The organism is Bradyrhizobium sp. PRIMUS42 (assembly GCF_023006515.1).
GTDB lineage: Bacteria > Pseudomonadota > Alphaproteobacteria > Rhizobiales > Xanthobacteraceae > Bradyrhizobium.
Genome location: NZ_JALBGZ010000053.1, coordinates 1 through 17,607 on the forward strand (window position 1 = coordinate 1; position 17,607 = coordinate 17,607).

Sequence of the window (17,607 nt, forward strand, 5' to 3'; positions counted from 1 at the left end):
GTCGCCGCACGCTGCTTGCGGCTCCAGCTCGCGCGGCTTGCGCGCGGCGGGCCTGCGCCGGAGCTTCAACGGTCACTGGAGGCAGCTGAGCTTGAGCGTAACTCTTGCCGTCAAAGCCTGCATCCAACACAAACAAACTGCAGGTCGCGAGAAAACCACGCCTCACGGCATTCAAACCCAGCATTCCAATCCCCGGTTAGAGAACTACCTCAGCTGCTGACTTATGGGCACACGGAGACGGGGAAACGAAATTGAATGGGTCTAAACAATGCTCTCTCGTCGCGCCTGTGACATAGTTGCGACTCCGGTGCTGTAAGCCCAGCATGCGACAAGTTGCATGTCGCGCCTGCTTCCGGAAAAATCCCGCGCGCCACGCGGAATATTCCTTGGCGCGTCCGGATTCCTTCGGCTTTGAAGTGCGGTGCATATCTCATGCTCGCGAGATCAGATTGCATTGAGCTGGCGGCTATCTTTCCGTACAGCCGCACGGGGCAGCATAGCGTGGGCACGTCACGCCGATTGCGACACGCATCACTGGTTGCAGCGCCGAGGTCGAGGCGTTAAACCGCCGGATGCCCCTGCCAGCATCCGCCTGCGGCCTCCCACACTCAACGGAATCCAAGCATGAATACAGTTCTTTCGATCGTCGTCCTGGCTGCCGAGATTCTCGCCAGCGCATTGAGCGCCTTCGTTTCGTTGGCTGCACTCGGCTTCGCGGGAGAAGCCACGCGATCCAAGGATTTGACTGCCCTTGGATGGGCCCTTGGGGCGCTTTACCTCATCGTCGCTTTCACGCCACTCGTCGCAACTGGATGGGTTGCATACAGAAGATTCTTTTCAGAACAGACTTTTCCCGTGCTTGAAATCGTTTCGTCACCATACCTGGTCCCGGTGGTGCTATGGGTCGGGGCTGCGATTTTCTGCATCGGGCTGCTGGCTTTTCAAAACGGCGCAGGGTTGGCTCCGCGATAAGCGCAAGGGCTTGGAGTTTGAGGCGGATTGATGCGCAGTCCGCCGAGCTCGTAGGATGGGTAGAGCGAGGCGATACCCATCGGAAGCGCGCGTGGATTGGAACGCAAAAGCAGAGAAGCTTCGCGCACGCAGACATCGATCCCACCGACATCCATAAAATGGCAAATGACCCCTGCAGAAAAGATCATCGAGTACCTGGAGGGGCGCGTCCCCCTGTCCGACTTCTACGCACAGCTCCTGCACGACAAGGCGCTGCAGGAGTTTCTGGAGCAGGATGCGTCCATTCCGCCCTACACCAACAAGAGCAGCCTGTTCCTGTACATCATGGATCAGAACGTCTCGGATCCTGCGACCGACCTCAACCTGCGGGACGCACTGTCGAAGCTGCTGACAGCGCTCGGCGTCGAACACGAGATCGATACGTCCAGTCACAAGAACTACGAGCTGGTTCTGGATGCTTCACCGGCCTGGCTTTCGCCGCCGGAATCTTACGTCAAGGCGCTTCTCGCGGGTTTCGAGACGTTAGGCAGCAAACGAGAGAAGCTCGCCTTTGCGAGAGACAAGATCGCCAAGGACTTCCGCTACCTTAAGAGGCCGCCAAAGTGGCTGCAGTCGCCGTCCTGGCCGTTCCACGGCGACGCGCCGCTGCTGTTTGTCGGACAGCTCGACGCCTCAGGTCTCGCCCACGATATGGCGCAGATCTACGTCTTTTTCGACGAGCGGGATCGCGGCATCCAAACATTGATGCAAGTGGCCTGATGCACTCATGTCGGCTCCCAACCGCGCGCATACCGTGGCAAATGCCAAAGGCGTTGCGTCGAGGCCTGAGGCGGCAGACGCACGCATTTCGCAGCAAAATCTTTCCCCAACTGCTGCTACTCGCCAGATGAAAAGCGAATTGCAGCAGATTGCAAAAGATACATTTGGATGGCCTTAAGGAGATGGCGTGTGAATTGGAAAGACATTTCTGAGGAAATTGAAGTATCCTCACTGAAGGCGGTAGAAAGTCTATTCTCTCGGTATGATCGAGAGCATATATATGCGTTGGCTCTATTTACGTCCGATGACGGCGCCAGCATCTCGATGGCCGCAAACACTGAAGAAGGCTATCAGGCGCATTTAGCTGCCGAAGCCGAGGATGAGCCGAATTCACCGGAGGATGAGATCTACTACCGTTGGGCGCCGGCCGAATGGGTCGTAGAAGGCTGGGACAGGGCTGCCTTTTCACGGGTGAACGCACTTCTCGCGCAACAAGAGAAATCAGACTTCGACAGTTACTTCGACAATCTTATTGAAGCGATGATCACCGCACTGGCGACGGTTAAGGAGACACTGGGCGAGCGACTCGCGGATGTCACGGCTTTTGTGACGGTGACGGACAGCGGCGCCGCCGAAGGGATCGAGAACGCTTCGGCCTCGCGCATCAACGCGGCCGATCTTGCCGGCCGTTTCTTGCTCCGTTTTGGTTGAGCTTCGGCCAGAGTTTTGGCCGATCACCGCCACCCCGGCATCGCTCCACCCGGCGATGATCGGTCGCGGCCGGGGATGTAGGATCGAAGATGGGCAAGTATTTGCAAGCTATGGAACCGCATTATTCGGGAGGGTATGCCGCGATCGGCGACGAGGGCGCGCATGCGCGCATCGCCGAAGCGATGACGGCGTACGAATATCGGATTCAGAAGGGGAAAGTCGCCTGCAACGGCGTCGGCAAGGTGATTCTTGCCGGCCCAGCCGCAGAGCGCCGGGTCACGGACCTAATCGACGTGCTGCGCTACGAACACCCGTTGGGCGAGCATCCGGAAGTCAACGCCCTGCCGTCTCCCCATGCGCGCTTTGTCGGCGAGGCGCACCATGCCTTGCGTGAGCTGGGGGCGGACCGCGGATGGGATCTCGACGCGCTTGAGGCGGTATATCGCCAGGTGGTGGAAGCCGATTATCGGTTCAACGGCGTCTGGACCAAGCCCAAATGGAACGCCAGCAGGACCTGCGCCCTGGGGGTCGAATGGCGGACAGATCGCCAGCTAGAACTCGGCTTCACCGCTACCCCCAAGGACGGCGAGACGCGCTGGGCGCCGTTCCTCGCCTCGTCGATCGGACTGGGTAAGATCGACACGGCGGCGGGCAAGCTCGTCTGGCAAGACGATCGCCATGCTCTACTCTGGCACAGCAACAAGCGCGACCGGTGGCGGATCGACACCGAGACCCTGCAGATCGACTTCCTCTACGCGCCTGCCGAGGAAGGAAACCCACACGGACAGTACCAGCTTGGTAAAATGTATTTGGACGGAGATCAGTGCGTTGCTGTTGACCCCGTCAAGGCTCGATATTGGTTGGTGAAATCGGCCGACCAGGGCTTCGCGCGCGCCAAGCGACTCCTGGAAGATCTCTGAGCGCGATCAGTGCTGCTCGGCCGAGTCCATCCGGACGAAGATTTCGATATCTATTTTCGACTACCTCATTGACGGGATAATCCATGCGTTCACCCATCTACGGGCCCCGCGCACAGGTGCTAGAAGGGGTCAGGTTGTTCGTGACGATCTCCGGCAGCGAAGAGGTTGAAGCGGTCGGCCAATCATCTGAATCCGCCGACGCTCGCCGCTGTTTGTCGGACAGCTCGACGCCTCTGCCATGATCAAAAGGAAGCGCATGTGGACTGGCACGCAAAAGTAGAGAAGCTTCGCACAGCGACAATCGCAACGGTTGACGCGTTGACTTCGTTACTCAAAGGGCAGCGCCTCTACGCGATCTGTCTTCAGACGGCAGATGATGGCATGAGCGTTGGGCTCTGCGCCAATACCGAGGAGGGGTATGCCGAGAAACGCGCCTCCGAGGCTGAAATTGAGGACATGACCCCGCAATACTCCGCTTATCTACGCTGGGCCCCCGCCGAGTGGCGATACGAGATTTTTGGGGACGACCATTTTGCGGACATCAATCGCGACCTCATCGCAGCGGGCGCCAATTCGAACAGAGATTTCAGCATCTATTTCGACCACCTCATTGACGCGATGATCGATGCGCTCGCCCATCTGCGGGCCGAACGGGCGCAGGCGCTCGAAGGCGTTACGCTATTCGTGACGATCTCCGACAGCGAAGAGGCTGAAGCGGTCGAGCGGCGGTCAGCCAATCGCCTGAATCCGCCAACGCTTGCCGGTGAATTCGGCCGTCCCTTGGATTAGGCGGCGTTTGCAGTGCGCCTGCCTGGAAGGGCGAGCATCCCCGGCCTTGAGAGAGTCATCGGCGAATTGGAAAACGAGGTGTCCAACAAGAACGTCGCCATGGCAGCGACTTGTTCCTGACGTTCCAACACCCCCGATAGATCGCGAACGTCGCCGGCGTGGACTGAATCATTCCCACTCAATCGTCCCAGGCGGCTTGCTGGTCACGTCGTACACCACCCGGTTCACGCCCTTCACCTCGTTGATGATGCGCGTGGCGATCTCGCCCAGGAACTTCATGTCGAACTGGTAGAAATCGGCGGTCATGCCGTCGGTCGAGGTGACGGCGCGCAGGCCAACCACATAATCATAGGTGCGGCCGTCGCCCATGACGCCCACCGTCTTCACCGGGAGCAGCACGGCAAAGGCCTGCCAGATCTCGTCGTAGAGGCCGTGCTTGCGGATCTGGTCGATGTAGACGGCGGCGGCCTTGCGCAGGATGTCGAGCTTGTCCCTGGTGATGTCGCCGGGACAGCGGATCGCTAGGTCGGGGCCGGGGAACGGGTGGCGGCCTAAGCGTTTGCAACCTCGCCCCCTCCCCATGAAGCCGGCACGCAATGAACGCTGGACGCCTCCATTGCGCGGCCATGGCAGCAGTCGGCGCCGAACTCGCCACCAACGACAACGATCGGCTGATCCAGGCGATCCGCAACGGCGGCCAGGACACGATCAACGACGCAGGCCAGCAGATCGTCCGCCGCCAGCTCAACATCGCGCCGACGCTCACCATCCGTCCGGGCTTTCCCGTGCGCGTGATCGTCACGCGCGACCTGATCCTCGAACCCTACGGAGCGCGAGATGACCAAGCTGAAGCTCGGCGCAATTCAAGATGAGAAGTCGGTGAGAGTGACCCTAGAGCTGCCCGCCTCTGTCCATCGCGACCTAGTCGCCTACGCCGAGGCACTTGCTGACGAAACCGGCCAAGGGGTGTCCGAGCCGTCCAAATTGATAGTTCCCATGATCCCGCGCTTCATGGCGACAGATCGGGGCTTTTCCCGGGCGCGGCGTTCAAGTTGATGTACGCGCAAACTAGGTAGCTCACATTGCGGGCAGAATGCGCGACAAGGTGTCAGCGCACGTGGTCTGGCGGCGACGCAACGATCAGTGAATTGCGGGGTTCTCGATCGACTGTCTAAGCCGACGCAGGTCGCGAACAGGCGGTGCTCCAAACTGGCGGAGATATTCGCGGCTGAACTGCGAGGCACTTTCATAGCCAACCGCAAATGCTACGTCGGAGGCGCTGTTGTCACCGGCAAGCAGCAACTGCCGCGCCTCCTGCAGACGGATCTGTTTCTGATATTGGATCGGGCTGAGTCCGGTCAGTGCGACAAAGTGGCGGTGCAAGCTGGCGCGGCTCATGCCACTTGCATTGCACAGGTCTTCGATCCGCAACCGAGTGTTATGGTGATCTCGGATCCACTCAACCGCACGCCGGATCCGGCCAAGCGCTCCTTCGGGCTGAGCAATATGACGCAGCAGGCGTCCCTGCGGTCCCTGCAAGAGACGATAGAGCAATTCACGTTCGGCCATTGGAGCCAAGACGGGGATGTCGCTCGGCGTGTCGAGCAGCGCAAGCAGTCGTAGCAATGTTTCGCGAATTTGGGGCGTCATTGGGTTGATCGCGATACCGCTGCCCGGTGCGTCGGTGTCGCGTATTGGCGGCATGGTGGAAGCAATTTGCGCAAGCAATGCAGGATCGAGAACGAGCGAAACTGCGACATACGGTCGGCCATGGCCAGCGTCGTAGATTTGGCCGCTCAGTGGCAAGTCCAAAGCGCTGACCAGATACTGCTCAGCACCGTAGCGAAGCAGGTTGTCATGGATAGTTACGTCCTTTGAACCTTGCAAGATGAAGCAAATCATCGAGCGGTATAGGCAGGGCGATGTGCCGGACGTCGTCTGACCTGCTCCGATCTCGAGACGGGGGATCGGCGTCACAGTCATCCCCGATCGCGCGTGGCGCAGGGCAAGGTTGAGATGGGGCTGAAGATGATCGGTCATGGTTTCATTATGACACCATTCACCGTCCGAGCAAAGCCCCTTGAGACAATTGGGCAATAGATTGAGAGTATCGGGCGAACGGGCGGAGCGTTCGGGAACTATTTGTCTGATATCGGACCGGCACTGCGGCAGCGGCGCCTGGATTGATCATTTCGACAAAGGGCCAGCCCATGACCGACACGAACCTAACCCTCATAAGCCACCCGCTCTGCCCGTTCGTCCAGCGCGCCGCGATAACGCTGTTGGAAAAGGGAGTGCCGTTCGAGCGTATAAACGTCGACCTGTCAGCCAAGCCTGACTGGTTTCTGGCGCTATCGCCGACCGGCAAGGTCCCGGTGTTGAAGGTGCGACAGCCCAACGGAGAGGATGCGGTTCTCTTCGAGAGCATGGTGCTCTGCGAATATCTGAACGAAACGCAAGACGGCGCCTCGATGTACCCTGAGGATCCTCTCGTCCGCGCTCGGCACCGCGCTTGGATCGAGTTCGCAACCCAGACCATGGCCGACGGTTGGCAGTTCCTCCACGCCGTGGACGCTCCAACCGCTGACGCTCGGCGCACCGCGTTCCGCGACAAGCTGCGCAAACTGGAGGCGGAACTGGGCCAAGGGCCGTATTTTGCCGGCCTCAATTTCGGCATGGTCGATGCCGTCTATGCTCCGCTCTTCCGCTATTTCGGGATCATCGACCCAGCGGCAGCGACCGCGATCTTCGACGGCCTGCCGCGCGTGAACGCGTGGCGTGCGGCACTTGCCGATCGGTCGAGCGTCAGGAACGCCGTCGTCGACACCTATCCCGAGCTGTTCCGCGACCACCTTCGGCAGCATGGCGCGCTAGTCGCCGCCTGACCCTCAATCAAAGATACTAAGGAGGCGCGCTATGGCACCGCCGAACTGAGGCTCGACAAGGCGCGCGATCCAGCTTCCGCGGCTGGAAACGCTTGGGGCTGCAGACTGCCTATGTCTCGCTAGCTAGGCCGCGAACGGTCAATGACCCGGCAGCAACCAACTCATCCAGATGATTCTGCGCTGCTCGATGATCCACTTCATCAACGAGCAGTGCCTGTGATGTCGTTGCCGGGAGCGCATTGAGATAATTGGGCAAGATATTGAGCGGATCCGGCGTACTCGAAGCCTGCGGGGCGCCTATTTACCAGATACCCAACAGGACTTGGAGCGACCATGGCCGACACTTTGGGTCATAGCAATGAATTCAAACATAAGAGCGATACACATGACGCGACTTAATGGAAAGCGCACCCTCATCACCGGCGGCACAACGGGGATCGGCCTCGAAGCCGCCAAACAGTTCCTGAACGAGGGCGCGCGCGTCATCGTAACGGGCAACAACCCTGAGACAATCGCACAGGCCAAGTCGATCCTGGGCTCCGAAGTTCCCGTCATCAAGGCCGACAGCGCGAGCGTCGAAGAGCAGCAGGCGCTCGCCGCTGCGGTGAAGGAGCATTGCGGCCAGTTGGACGTCGCCTTCCTCAACGCCGGCATCTCGATCTGGCAGCCAATCGAAGCGTGGACCCCGGAAGTTTTCGACCGGATCTTCGCGATCAATGTGAAGGGACCGTACTTCCTGATTCAGGCGCTGCTGCCCGTCTTCGCCAATCCGGCGTCGGTCGTACTCAACACCTCGATCAGCGCGCATGTCGGCGCCGCCACCTCGTCGGTCTATGGGGCGACCAAGGCGGCCTTCCTCAGCCTGTCGAAGACGCTGTCCGCCGAACTCCTGCAGCGCGGTATCCGGTTCAACGCGGTCAGCCCCGGTCCGATCGACACACCGCTCTACGACAAGCTCGGCGTTCCCGATGCTTATCGCGAGCAGATCAACAAAGACATCATCGCAGGGATCCCGGCCGGCCGCTTCGGCAGCGCGGCGGAAGTCGCCAAGGCGGTGGTCTATCTCGCGTCTGACGATTCGGCTTGGACGGTCGGCAGCGAGATCGTCGTGGACGGCGGCCGCATGCTGAACATGTAAACAAGCCGGCTGCTTTTGCAGTGGCTACGTCCGGCACCGACGGGAGGGCAGTGACCCTGCCGACCCCGGTGCCGGGAGCTTTCCAAATTGCCGTAAGTCTTCGCCCTACGAAGCTATCTTATATTAACATCAGGATCGCAAGACGCTGGAAAAGTCGCTCAACGTGCTGAAGCCGGGTGGCAAGTTGATCTCGATCTCCGGTCCGCCCGACGTGCCCTTTGCCAAAGCTTTGAACCTGAACCTCTTCCTCCGCTTCCTGATGGGGATGCTCAGCAGGGGTGTTTTGAAAAAGGCCAAGGCGCGGGGCATCGCCTATTCTTTCTTGTTCATGCACGCCGAGGGGTCACAACTGGCACAAATCGCCAGGCTGATCGAATCTGGCGTGATCCGTCCGATCGTGGACAAAATCTTCCCCTTTGACCAGACACCGGACGCCTTGGCCTATGTCGAGACCGGACGTGAGGGCAAGGTCGTGATCAGCGTCGCGGACTGAATTTTCGGCACTGCCGCAAAGATATTTGGGACGCATCATCGTGGTCCTATTGTTTTTGCGCCCCATTCGCAGTTGCAGCACGGCAATCGGCGCGGCAGGTGTCAAGGATCTCGTCCGCCAAAGCCGAGGTGTCCGGGCAGGCCCGCGACAATACGAGCGCACCGACTGCTTGCGCTAGTACACTGATGGCGCGCGCGCGCGCTTCGACGCCTGAAAGTTGCTTTGCTGCAATACTGTTTGCGAACATCTCGACAAGCCCTTCAACACCATCGCCGAAAACCGATCTGGCTTCTTCAGGCAGTCGGGCCGCTTCGCCGCCCAGTGCGGCGGCCGTGCAACCCTGTCCGCGCGCATCCCGATGCGCACGCGAGATATAGGCATCGATAGCGTCAGAAGCATCATAGCCCGTATAACTCGCCACTGTATCGTCAAACCCCTTTGCAGAGGCCTCCGCAATCAGCGCGTCCTTGGAGGCGAAGTGATTGTAAAATCCGCCGTGGGTCAGCCCCGCCCGCTCCATCAGATCGGCCACGCCTACGCCATCGAAGCCGCGCTCACGAAACATCTCCGAGGCGATAGTGACGATCCTGTCGCGATTTTCCTGCTTCTTTTCCCTTGTAATCCGCACTTCCGCGTCCTTTCGACGGCCACACCATTTTTAATGATACCAATCATCATTATGGGTTGACTCTATTGATGACGTATATCATTATAAATCCACGCAACACCAGGAACAGAATGTGGCCGACACTCACGTTACTGCACCGACGCGCTTCATTGACATGGATGGCGACCGTTTTGCCTACCGGCGTTGGGGCAATACCGAAAGCGGCCAGCCGCCCCTCCTGTTGATCCAGCATTTTCGCGGAGGGATGGACAATTGGGATCCACTGATGACTGACGGCCTCGCCGCAGGTCGTGAAGTCATCCTTTATGATGGTCGCGGCATCGCCTCCTCGACCGGCACGCCCCGCAATAGGATTGAGGATATGGCCGACGACATTGCCGCCTTCGTCCGCGCGCTGGGTCTGGCGCAGATTGACCTTCTTCGCTTCTCGATTGGCGGTATGCAGGCGCAGGACGTCGCGTTGCGCCACGCGGAAATCGTCCGGAAGCTGCTTCTGCTGGGCACGGGTCCGCGAGGCGGTACCTTTGGCACCGACGAGCGCGTCGTCCCGACCGCGATGCGGCCCGAACCCGTTGTCGACGACTTCCTTTTCCTGTTCTTCGGCCGCTCTCCTGCGGCCGTGCAGGCCGGGCGCGACTTCTGGGAGCGTCGTCACCGGCGCGCCGATCAGGACACGCCGAGCTCGCCAGAGGCAATGCAGGCTCAGATGGAAGCGAATCTCGCGTGGCTTGCTCCCGTCGATCCCGCCGCACCGCTCGCTCATTTGTCGGCGATTACTCAGCCTACCTTCATTCTCAATGGTATCGATGACGTAATGATCCCGACGGTTAACGCGTTCAACATGGCGCAGGTCATCCCCAACGCTCAACTCATCCTGTATCCCGACGCCGGTCACGGAGCGCAGTTTCAGTGTCCGGAGCGCTTCCTTGGGCATGCGATCCAGTTTCTCGAGGAAGGCTGACCGTGGCCGGGCAAGATTCAAGTTCGGGGAAAGTCCGAAGATGACCGCGTGCGCCTGCTCCAACAGGATCGTCGTGTCTCCACTCGCGCGCAACCGCAGGCCTCATCGTCTCCGGAGCGACGCAGATCTCCCGCCATGGCCGGGGCTATCAGAACTCGCAGGCGTCTGCACGGCAAAGGGGGGCGCCAGCGAGGGCAAAGCAACCGACGCCCTCCATGCCAAGGCGGCACGATACCGCTAGCAGAATTACGGCGACTACCCATTCCGAAGATAACACCGCGCGAAGAGCATTAGCCTGGCAACACTGGCTTTGCCGTCCACAACGCTTAACAGCATCGACATCCGAACGCTGCACTGGTCCGATTTCAACGCTTCTGGGAAGGAAGCCCAAGATGAACTTACCACAGACTCTACGGCTGGAACGCCCAACGCCGACCGTCGCCCGGATCACATTTGCCAACCCGCCCGCCAATCTGCTGACCCCACCCACGATCGATGGTTTGCGTACGATTATCATGGATCTCGAGCAGGACTCGGCAATCCAGGTCGTCGTGTTCCAGACTGACAGTGCGGATTTCTTCTTCAACCATTTCGACGTTGCCACCGCAGGTGACTTAAACCTGCCGGCCGATCCCCGGGAAGCGGTCGCGTGGACAGACATGGTGCTCCGGCTCAGCAAGGCGCCATTCGTCAGCATCGCGGTAATCCGTGGGCGCGCCCGCGGTGGTGGCAACGAGCTGGCGCTCTCCTGCGACCTTCGCTACGCCAGCTTGGAGAACGCGTCATTTGGCCAACCTGAGGTCGGCATCGGCATTGTCCCCGGCGGCGGCGGCGCGGAGCGTCTGCCACGCATGATCGGGCGCGACCGGGCGTTTGAAGCGATCTTGAGTAGTGCTGATTATGATGCGGTGACCGCGGAGCGTTGGGGCTGGGTAACGCGCGCGCTGCCCGATTCCGAACTCGATGGTTTTGTTGACTCGATGGTCGGTCGGCTCGCGTCGTTCGACCGTCAGGCCTTGGCCGTCGCGAAGTCGATGATCAATCGAGCAACGCTGCCGCCTGATGCCGACCTGATCACCGCGTTCCGCGAGTTTATGGGAACGCTGACGCACCCCGGTTTTGCCGAGCGCGCGGGCGCGCTCGGTGCTCTCCTCGCAGAGCACGGCATGGAGGTCGAGATGCGGTTGGGCGATTTTCTCGCCGACGTGAACAGACCGCGCTAACTCATCGAACCGACCAAGGAGGCGCTGGCGCACAGACCATTGTGCGCGCAGCCAGCGATGCCGCACCGCGATTGCGTTATCCCGCCGGCAAGGCCGCCAGGCAGATCAGCCTGTTGCGCCGGCTCGTCCGGTCCAGAATGTTCGACAAGAGTCTGCGTAAGCAGATGGGTCTCCCGGTCTGATCGCCATTTCAACTTTAGCCAAAACGGAAACAAATCTCATGAAAGCATTTATTCTGGATCGCTACGGCAAGAAAAACCCGCTTCGCCTCGGCGATATGCCCCAACCCGTTCTCAAAGACACGGACGTGCTTGTGGAAATCCATGCTGCCGGGGTCAATCCCGTCGACAACAAGATTCGCTACGGGGAGTTCAAAATGGTCCTCCCGGCAAAGCTGCCTGTCCCGCTCGGGAGTGACCTCGCAGGCGTTGTTGTAAAGGTCGGCTCTCGCGTAAAAGCGTTCAAACCGGGTGACGAGGTCTTTGCTCGCCCGAGCCTGGAAAAGCTTGGCACCTTTGCAGAATTTATCGCCCTCGACGAAGCCGACTTGGCCTTCAAACCAAAGAGCATGTCGATGGAAGAAGCAGCCTCGGTTCCGCTGGTTGCACTTACCGCCTGGCAGGCCCTGTTCGATCGAGCGAAGATCAAGAAGGGTCAAAAGGTCTTCGTTCAGGCCGGCTCCGGCGGCGTGGGCATCTTCGCCATCCAACTGGCTAAACATGCGGGCGCATTCGTGGCAACCACCGCTGGCGCAAGCAGCGCCAAGCTGGTCAAGGAATTGGGCGCGGACACGGTCATCGACTATCGCCAGCAAGACTTTGCCCGCGTACTGCAAGGCTATGATTTCGCTCTTCATAGCCAGGATGCCGCGTCACTGCAGAAGGCGATCGGTATCCTGAAGCGCGGCGGCAAGGCTGCTTCAATTTCGGCGGCACCTGACCCGGCTTTCGCCAAATCGCTCGGCCTCAACTGGGGAGTCCAGCAAGTGATGCGGCTGCTGAGCATGAAAGCCAGACGGCTGGCTCGCAAGCAGGGCGTCGATTATTCCTTCCTGTTCATGCACGCCGATGGTGCACAGCTCACCAAGATCGCCGAGCTTATTGAGGCGGGGAGCCTGCGCACGGTCGTGGACCGGGTGTTTCCCTTCGCGGAAACGAACGAGGCGCTTGCTTATGTCGAAACCGGTCGGGCCAAAGGCAAGGTCGTAATCAAGATCAAATGATCGGCACCGCAACAAGGAAAACAGCAGCCATGACATTCAAAGCACTTCTGGCGACGCGCCCGGACAAAGAGATATCCGTCAATCTGGTCGAATTAAACGACGAAGATCTGATGCCCGGCGACGTGACCATCGACGTCGATTATTCCACCGTCAATTATAAGGATGCGTTGGCGCTGTCGGGCAAAGCGGGCGTGATCCAGACATTTCCCCTTGTGCCGGGCATCGATCTTGCGGGAACGGTGCGCCAATCTTCGAACTCTGGCTTTGCCGTTGGAGAACGCGTGCTGGTGAATGGGTGGGGGCTCAGCCAAACCCATCATGGCGGCTACGCCCAGCGCGCACGGGTTGGCGCTGAATGGTTGATCAAGATTCCCGAACGATTCTCGACGCGCGACGCAATGGCCATCGGAACCGCAGGTTATACCGCGATGCTTTGCATCATGGCTCTCGAACATGGAGGCATCAACCCGTCGCGCGGCGATATTCTGGTAACTGGGGCAAATGGCGGTGTGGGCTCGATCGCGATCGCGATCCTCTCCGACCTCGGCTACCGCGTCATCGCATCGACCGGGCGTCCCAACGAAGCCGATTATCTGCGCGGGCTGGGTGCCGCCGAAATCATCGATCGCGCCGCGCTCTCAGAACCCGGCGCGCCAATCGCATGTGAACGGTGGGCCGGCGCCGTAGACTCTGTAGGCAGCCACACGCTCGCAAACGTCATCGCCCAAACCCAGTATCGCGGCGTGGTGAGCGCCTGCGGTCTGGCTCAAGGCACCGACCTGGCCCAGACTGTTCTACCCTACATCCTCCGTAACGTCACACTGGCCGGAATTGATTCGGTGAACACACCGCAATCGGTTCGTGAGATTGCCTGGTCGAGGCTGGGCCATGAACTCGATCTGGCGAAGTTGCAGCGCACGATCACAACGATCGGACTTGCAGACGTTCAGCAGGTCGCCGCCGGAATGTTTGCGGGCAAGGTTCAGGGCCGCACCGTGGTTGATGTGAATTCCTGAACGCGAGGAAGCTAGCATGGCTCAATCTGATCCGAACACAAACCCGAGAACAGGCGATGTTGCGCTGATCGCTGGTGGGGGCCCCGGCATAAACGCGAGTTGCGCCCGCCTTTTCGCCGCCAATGGTATGAAAGTGGCGATTGCTGCACGTAGTCCTGATAAGCCTGTGTTGTACCCTCGGATGGGCAAAAATCATTCCCACTCAATCGTCCCAGGCGGCTTGCTCGTCACGTCGTACACCACCCTATTCACGCCCTTCACCTCGTTGATGATGCGCGTCGCCGTCTCGCCCAGGAATTTCATGTCGAACTGGTAGAAGTCCGCGGTCATGCCGTCCGTTGATGTGACGGCGCGCAGGCCGACCACGTAGTCATAGGTGCGGCCGTCGCCCATGACGCCCACCGTCTTCACGGGAAGCAGCACGGCAAAGGCCTGCCAGATCTCGTCGTAGAGGCCGTGCTTGCGGATCTGGTCGATGTAGACGGCGTCGGCCTTGCGCAGGATGTCGAGCTTGTCGCGGGTGATGTCGCCGGGGCAGCGGATGGCGAGGCCCGGGCCCGGGAACGGGTGGCGGCCGACGAAGATTTCGGGCAGGCCGAGCTCGTAGCCGAGCTTGCGGACCTCGTCCTTGAACAGCTCGCGCAGGGGCTCGACGAGCTTCATGTTCATGCGTTCGGGGAGACCGCCGACATTGTGGTGCGACTTGATCGTCACCGAGGGGCCGCCGGTGAAGGAGACGCTCTCGATCACGTCAGGATAGAGCGTGCCTTGCGCGAGGAAATCGGCGCCGCCGATCTTCTTGGCCTCCGCCTCAAACACCTCGATGAAGAGGCGACCGATGGTCTTGCGCTTGGTCTCGGGGTCGGTGACGCCTTCGAGCTCGCCGAGAAACTGCTTGGAGGCATCCACGTGCACGAGCGGGATGTTGTAGTGGTGGCGGAACAGATCGACCACGGTCTTGGCTTCGTCGAGGCGCAGCATGCCGTGATCGACGAAGACGCAGGTGAGCTGGTCGCCGATGGCTTCGTGGATCAGCACGGCCGCGACGGCGGAATCGACGCCGCCGGACAGGCCGCACAGCACCTTGCCCTTGCCGACCTGGGCGCGGATCTTGGCGATCTCCTCCTCGCGGAAGGCGCGCATGGTCCAGTCGCCGGACAGGCCTGCGATCTTGCGGACGAAGTTGCGGATCAGTTTGGCACCGTCGGGCGTGTGCACCACTTCGGGGTGGAACATCAGGCCGTAGTACTTGCGCTTCTCGTCCTGGATGATCGCGAACGGCGCGTTCGGCGAGGTGCCGGCGACGGAGAAGCCCGGCGGCATCTTCGTGATGCGGTCGCCATGGCTCATCCAGACCTGGTTCTTGCCGCCCGGCGACCAGACGTCCTCGAACAGCTTGCTCGGCGCCTTGACCTCGACATCGGCACGGCCGAATTCGCGGTGATGGCCGCCCTCGACCTCGCCGCCGAGTTGGGCCGCCATGGTCATCTGGCCGTAGCAGATGCCCATCACGGGCACGCCGGAATCGAAGATCGCCTGGGGGGCGCGCGGCGAGCCGGCCTCATGGACCGACTCGGGGCCGCCGGAGAGGATCACCGCTTTCGGCTTCATCTCGTCGAAAGCGGCTTCGGCCTTGTTGAACGGGACGATCTCGCAATAGACCCCGTCCTCGCGCACCCGACGCGCGATCAGCTGCGTCACCTGGCTGCCGAAGTCGACGATGAGAATCTTGTCGTGCGCCGAGGCCACCGAGGGCGTCGACGCGGAGCGGTCGTTCTGTGCTGCTGTCATGGCCAGCAAATACGCTGGCAGCGCGCGCGCCGCAACCGCGCGGGGGCGCGCGCCCACATTCTTCTTTGGGCATGGACAAACCGATATAGGTAAGTATTATTGACCTAATATGCCCCACTGCTCAAACAGGGGTCGATCAGGGAGAACGTCATGCCGCAGCACAACCAGCCATCAACGCTCGCCGCGCTCGGCCGGACCTGGGTCGAGGCCTGGAATTCGCGCGACCTCGAGCGCGTGCTCGCCCTCTATGACGAGGCCGCCGTGATGACCTCCGATCGCATCCCGATCCTGGGGTTCGATGCCAGCGGCACCGTGCGCGGCAAGGACGCACTTCGCGCTTATTGGGGCAAGGCGCTTGGGCTGTTGCCGGAGCTGCATTTCTCACTGGTCGATCTGTTCGTCAGCCCCGACAGCGTCGTGGTGTTCTACGCGAACGAGCGGGGCAAGAAGATCTGCGAGTATCTGCGGGTGAACGATGCGGGGCTGATCGTGCAAGGCTCGGCCAATCATTTGGCGGGGTGATTTTCCGCCCCTTGCTCAGCGCCCCCATTGTTCCGTCATCCTGAGGCGCGAGCTCTGCGGCGCGCAGCGACGCAGGGCGAGCCTCGAAGGATGCACGGCCGAGATGCAGCCGGGCTGTCGTCCTTCGAGGCTCGTCCTGCGGTGCAGGACGAGCACATCAGGATGACGGTCCGACATGGGTGCGCGGCCTCCAGTGACGGAGACCGCGGCTCAAGCATGCGCTAACAAAAACACTGCCGAGTCTGACACAGGACGCCCCATGAAACTCCCCGCTTCCCCCTTCACCGTCACCGACTGGAGCAAGGTCGAGGCGACCACGCATCCTGGCGAGAGCGGGCAGGCGTTTTGGCGCACGCTCAATATCGGTGATCTCCGGGTACGGATGGTGGAGTATTCGCCGGGCTACCGGGCCGACCATTGGTGCGATCGCGGCCACGTGCTCTACGTGCTGAAGGGCGAGCTCGACAGCGAGCTGCGCGACGGGCGCAAATTCAAGCTCACGGCGGGCATGAGCTACCAGGTCTCGGATTTCGGCGACCCCGCGCACCGGTCCTCGACCGCGACCGGCGCCACGCTCTTCATCGTGGACTGACATGCGCCCGGGCGGTTACTTTGCACCGCAAAATAGAAAAGTCGCGCGAGGTCCCGGGCCACGGGTGGTGCCTTGAACTGGCCCCAAATTCTCGCTATATTGTGATCATCGATACTTGGCCGAACGACTGGGCCGCTTCGCTTCGTTGCTGACGGGCGCGCACGCTTCAGATGACTTCTCCAAACATCGACTGAACAGGGCTATGGGCGCAATGCTGCGTACCGGTCCACGTGCGTACTCTCTAACTAACTGAAGGAAATTCCCATGGCTATGGGCACCGTGAAGTGGTTCAACACCCAAAAGGGTTATGGTTTCATCCAGCCGGACGACGGCCAGAAGGACGTGTTCGTGCACATCAGCGCCGTCGAGCGCGCTGGCCTCTCCTCCCTCAACGAGGGTCAGAAGGTCTCGTTCGACATCGTCGCCGATCGTCGCAGCGGCAAGTCGTCGGCTGACAATCTCCGCGTCGGCTAACGCCCGCGCAGCGTTCTGACCACGGACGTACCGGCAGAACGTTAGAAAAAGAAAGCCCCGCGAACTTCGGTTCGCGGGGCTTTTGTTTTTGGAGGAACCAGACGAGGTGCCGTAGGGTGGGCAAAGGCGCGCTCTTCGCCCCGTGCCCACCACCTCTCGACAACAAGCATATCGTGGGCACGGCGCTTCGCGCCTTTGCCACCCTACGAGACCTTCCTCAGCACCGAGACGAAAAACCCGTCGGTTCCCGTGCGCCGCGGCGTCAACAGCCAGCCCTCGTCGGACTGCAGCGCGGCCTCGCCAAACGCCTCCGCCTTGTCCCAGAGAACGCTCGCGGTCTGCTCGGGCGGCGCCACCGAAAACTCGGGGTGGCGGCCGACGAATGCCCTCACCTGCTCGCCGTTCTCTTCTGATAGCACCGAGCAGGTGATGTAGGCGATGCGGCCGCCCGCCTTCACCAGCGGCACCGCCCGCTCCAGCACCTCGGCCTGGTCGCGCAGGCGGATCTCCA

19 protein-coding genes and 5 pseudogenes are annotated in these 17,607 nt (G+C 60.8%); 18 read left to right on the top strand and 6 right to left on the bottom strand.

Features of this window, described 5'->3' with window-relative positions; all coding sequences use genetic code 11:
- Nucleotides 1-184 (bottom strand): hypothetical protein (locus MOV75_RS07635; protein ID WP_247005305.1); only part of this gene is annotated, 184 nt, incomplete at its 3' end.
- Nucleotides 185-624: 440 nt separating this feature from the next.
- On the opposite strand from MOV75_RS07635, the gene MOV75_RS07640 reads away from it, so the two are divergent.
- The 5 genes from MOV75_RS07640 to MOV75_RS07660 all read left to right on the top strand — a co-directional run bounded on the left by MOV75_RS07640 (nt 625) and on the right by MOV75_RS07660 (nt 4,151).
- Nucleotides 625-972: a hypothetical protein gene (locus MOV75_RS07640; RefSeq protein WP_246921883.1), complete on the top strand. Its 348-nt coding sequence runs from the start codon at nt 625-627 to the stop codon at nt 970-972.
- Nucleotides 973-1,068: 96 nt separating this feature from the next.
- A complete protein-coding gene (locus MOV75_RS07645) occupies nt 1,069-1,731 on the top strand; it encodes a hypothetical protein (RefSeq protein ID WP_246921885.1) in 663 nt (220 codons plus the stop codon).
- A gap of 189 nt (nt 1,732-1,920) precedes the next feature.
- Nucleotides 1,921-2,442 (top strand): DUF4303 domain-containing protein, encoded by a 522-nt coding sequence (locus MOV75_RS07650; RefSeq protein ID WP_247005306.1) that lies wholly within the window; start codon nt 1,921-1,923, stop codon nt 2,440-2,442.
- Nucleotides 2,443-2,531: 89 nt separating this feature from the next.
- The gene (locus MOV75_RS07655; protein WP_247005307.1) at nt 2,532-3,362 is read left to right on the top strand and encodes an SEL1-like repeat protein; all 831 of its coding nucleotides are present in this window, start codon (nt 2,532-2,534) and stop codon (nt 3,360-3,362) included.
- A gap of 258 nt (nt 3,363-3,620) precedes the next feature.
- On the top strand, nt 3,621-4,151 hold the full coding sequence (locus MOV75_RS07660) for a DUF4303 domain-containing protein (RefSeq protein WP_247005308.1): 531 nt from the start codon (nt 3,621-3,623) through the stop codon (nt 4,149-4,151).
- A 168-nt stretch (nt 4,152-4,319) separates the two neighbouring features.
- On the opposite strand, the pseudogene MOV75_RS07665 reads toward MOV75_RS07660, so the two are convergent.
- Nucleotides 4,320-4,706 (bottom strand): annotated as a pseudogene (locus MOV75_RS07665) (GMP synthase (glutamine-hydrolyzing)); the annotation flags it as partial.
- A gap of 77 nt (nt 4,707-4,783) precedes the next feature.
- On the opposite strand from MOV75_RS07665, the pseudogene MOV75_RS07670 reads away from it, so the two are divergent.
- Nucleotides 4,784-5,023 (top strand): annotated as a pseudogene (locus tag MOV75_RS07670) (TrbI/VirB10 family protein); the annotation flags it as partial.
- Nucleotides 4,989-5,207 carry a DUF2274 domain-containing protein gene (locus MOV75_RS07675; protein ID WP_246921894.1) on the top strand — a complete coding sequence of 73 codons (219 nt, stop codon included), beginning with the start codon at nt 4,989-4,991 and terminating at the stop codon, nt 5,205-5,207. The pseudogene MOV75_RS07670 and the gene MOV75_RS07675, both read left to right, overlap by 35 nt.
- Before the next feature lie 84 nt (nt 5,208-5,291).
- On the opposite strand, the gene MOV75_RS07680 is transcribed toward MOV75_RS07675, so the two are convergent.
- The gene (locus MOV75_RS07680; protein WP_246921896.1) at nt 5,292-6,191 is read right to left on the bottom strand and encodes an AraC family transcriptional regulator; all 900 of its coding nucleotides are present in this window, start codon (nt 6,189-6,191) and stop codon (nt 5,292-5,294) included.
- 170 nt (nt 6,192-6,361) lie between these two features.
- Between MOV75_RS07680 and MOV75_RS07685 the strand changes: the two genes are divergently transcribed.
- The 3 genes and pseudogenes from MOV75_RS07685 to MOV75_RS07695 form a co-directional block, all read left to right on the top strand.
- Entirely contained in the window at nt 6,362-7,036 is a 675-nt protein-coding gene (locus tag MOV75_RS07685) for a glutathione S-transferase family protein (protein ID WP_246921898.1), read from the top strand.
- A 385-nt stretch (nt 7,037-7,421) separates the two neighbouring features.
- Nucleotides 7,422-8,174 (top strand): SDR family oxidoreductase, encoded by a 753-nt coding sequence (locus tag MOV75_RS07690; RefSeq protein ID WP_246921900.1) that lies wholly within the window; start codon nt 7,422-7,424, stop codon nt 8,172-8,174.
- A 130-nt stretch (nt 8,175-8,304) separates the two neighbouring features.
- Nucleotides 8,305-8,667 (top strand): annotated as a pseudogene (locus MOV75_RS07695) (zinc-binding dehydrogenase); the annotation flags it as partial.
- Nucleotides 8,668-8,713: 46 nt separating this feature from the next.
- Here the strand turns inward: MOV75_RS07695 and MOV75_RS07700 are convergent.
- On the bottom strand, nt 8,714-9,295 hold the full coding sequence (locus tag MOV75_RS07700; protein ID WP_246921902.1) for a TetR/AcrR family transcriptional regulator: 582 nt from the start codon (nt 9,293-9,295) through the stop codon (nt 8,714-8,716).
- A 112-nt stretch (nt 9,296-9,407) separates the two neighbouring features.
- Between MOV75_RS07700 and MOV75_RS07705 the strand changes: the two genes are divergently transcribed.
- The 5 genes and pseudogenes from MOV75_RS07705 (at nt 9,408) to MOV75_RS07725 (ending at nt 13,717) form a co-directional block, all read left to right on the top strand.
- Nucleotides 9,408-10,256, top strand: coding sequence for an alpha/beta fold hydrolase (locus MOV75_RS07705; RefSeq protein ID WP_246921903.1), 849 nt, complete (start codon nt 9,408-9,410; stop codon nt 10,254-10,256).
- A gap of 392 nt (nt 10,257-10,648) precedes the next feature.
- On the top strand, nt 10,649-11,479 hold the full coding sequence (locus tag MOV75_RS07710) for an enoyl-CoA hydratase/isomerase family protein (protein ID WP_246921905.1): 831 nt from the start codon (nt 10,649-10,651) through the stop codon (nt 11,477-11,479).
- A 29-nt stretch (nt 11,480-11,508) separates the two neighbouring features.
- Nucleotides 11,509-11,661: pseudogene (locus MOV75_RS07715) on the top strand (short-chain dehydrogenase/reductase); the annotation flags it as partial.
- 38 nt (nt 11,662-11,699) lie between these two features.
- Nucleotides 11,700-12,701: an NADP-dependent oxidoreductase gene (locus MOV75_RS07720; protein WP_246921907.1), complete on the top strand. Its 1,002-nt coding sequence runs from the start codon at nt 11,700-11,702 to the stop codon at nt 12,699-12,701.
- A 29-nt stretch (nt 12,702-12,730) separates the two neighbouring features.
- Nucleotides 12,731-13,717 carry an MDR family oxidoreductase gene (locus MOV75_RS07725; RefSeq protein WP_247005309.1) on the top strand — a complete coding sequence of 329 codons (987 nt, stop codon included), beginning with the start codon at nt 12,731-12,733 and terminating at the stop codon, nt 13,715-13,717.
- A 192-nt stretch (nt 13,718-13,909) separates the two neighbouring features.
- On the opposite strand, the gene guaA is transcribed toward MOV75_RS07725, so the two are convergent.
- Complete coding sequence (gene guaA / locus MOV75_RS07730) at nt 13,910-15,508, bottom strand: glutamine-hydrolyzing GMP synthase (protein WP_246921911.1); 1,599 nt, start codon at nt 15,506-15,508, stop codon at nt 13,910-13,912.
- A gap of 150 nt (nt 15,509-15,658) precedes the next feature.
- On the opposite strand from guaA, the gene MOV75_RS07735 reads away from it, so the two are divergent.
- From MOV75_RS07735 to MOV75_RS07745, 3 genes are all read left to right on the top strand, one after another.
- Nucleotides 15,659-16,030 carry a nuclear transport factor 2 family protein gene (locus MOV75_RS07735; RefSeq protein ID WP_246921913.1) on the top strand — a complete coding sequence of 124 codons (372 nt, stop codon included), beginning with the start codon at nt 15,659-15,661 and terminating at the stop codon, nt 16,028-16,030.
- A 259-nt stretch (nt 16,031-16,289) separates the two neighbouring features.
- Nucleotides 16,290-16,622 carry a DHCW motif cupin fold protein gene (locus tag MOV75_RS07740; protein ID WP_246921915.1) on the top strand — a complete coding sequence of 111 codons (333 nt, stop codon included), beginning with the start codon at nt 16,290-16,292 and terminating at the stop codon, nt 16,620-16,622.
- A gap of 264 nt (nt 16,623-16,886) precedes the next feature.
- Nucleotides 16,887-17,096: a cold-shock protein gene (locus MOV75_RS07745; protein WP_008141931.1), complete on the top strand. Its 210-nt coding sequence runs from the start codon at nt 16,887-16,889 to the stop codon at nt 17,094-17,096.
- Nucleotides 17,097-17,299: 203 nt separating this feature from the next.
- Here MOV75_RS07745 and MOV75_RS07750 read toward each other — a convergent pair.
- A pseudogene (locus MOV75_RS07750) lies at nt 17,300-17,607 on the bottom strand (MFS transporter); the annotation flags it as partial.

Bases quoted from the DNA above. Each gene is read 5' to 3' on its own strand.
- MOV75_RS07640 (WP_246921883.1), top strand. From the start codon at position 625: ATGAATACAGTTCTTTCGATCGTCGTCCTGGCTGCCGAGATTCTCGCC.
- MOV75_RS07655 (WP_247005307.1), top strand. From the start codon at position 2,532: ATGGGCAAGTATTTGCAAGCTATGGAACCGCATTATTCGGGAGGGTAT.
- MOV75_RS07675 (WP_246921894.1), top strand. From the start codon at position 4,989: ATGACCAAGCTGAAGCTCGGCGCAATTCAAGATGAGAAGTCGGTGAGA.
- MOV75_RS07680 (WP_246921896.1), bottom strand. From the start codon at position 6,191: ATGACCGATCATCTTCAGCCCCATCTCAACCTTGCCCTGCGCCACGCG.
- MOV75_RS07685 (WP_246921898.1), top strand. From the start codon at position 6,362: ATGACCGACACGAACCTAACCCTCATAAGCCACCCGCTCTGCCCGTTC.
- MOV75_RS07690 (WP_246921900.1), top strand. From the start codon at position 7,422: ATGACGCGACTTAATGGAAAGCGCACCCTCATCACCGGCGGCACAACG.
- MOV75_RS07710 (WP_246921905.1), top strand. From the start codon at position 10,649: ATGAACTTACCACAGACTCTACGGCTGGAACGCCCAACGCCGACCGTC.
- MOV75_RS07720 (WP_246921907.1), top strand. From the start codon at position 11,700: ATGAAAGCATTTATTCTGGATCGCTACGGCAAGAAAAACCCGCTTCGC.
- MOV75_RS07725 (WP_247005309.1), top strand. From the start codon at position 12,731: ATGACATTCAAAGCACTTCTGGCGACGCGCCCGGACAAAGAGATATCC.
- guaA (WP_246921911.1), bottom strand. From the start codon at position 15,508: ATGACAGCAGCACAGAACGACCGCTCCGCGTCGACGCCCTCGGTGGCC.
- MOV75_RS07735 (WP_246921913.1), top strand. From the start codon at position 15,659: ATGCCGCAGCACAACCAGCCATCAACGCTCGCCGCGCTCGGCCGGACC.
- MOV75_RS07740 (WP_246921915.1), top strand. From the start codon at position 16,290: ATGAAACTCCCCGCTTCCCCCTTCACCGTCACCGACTGGAGCAAGGTC.
- MOV75_RS07745 (WP_008141931.1), top strand. From the start codon at position 16,887: ATGGCTATGGGCACCGTGAAGTGGTTCAACACCCAAAAGGGTTATGGT.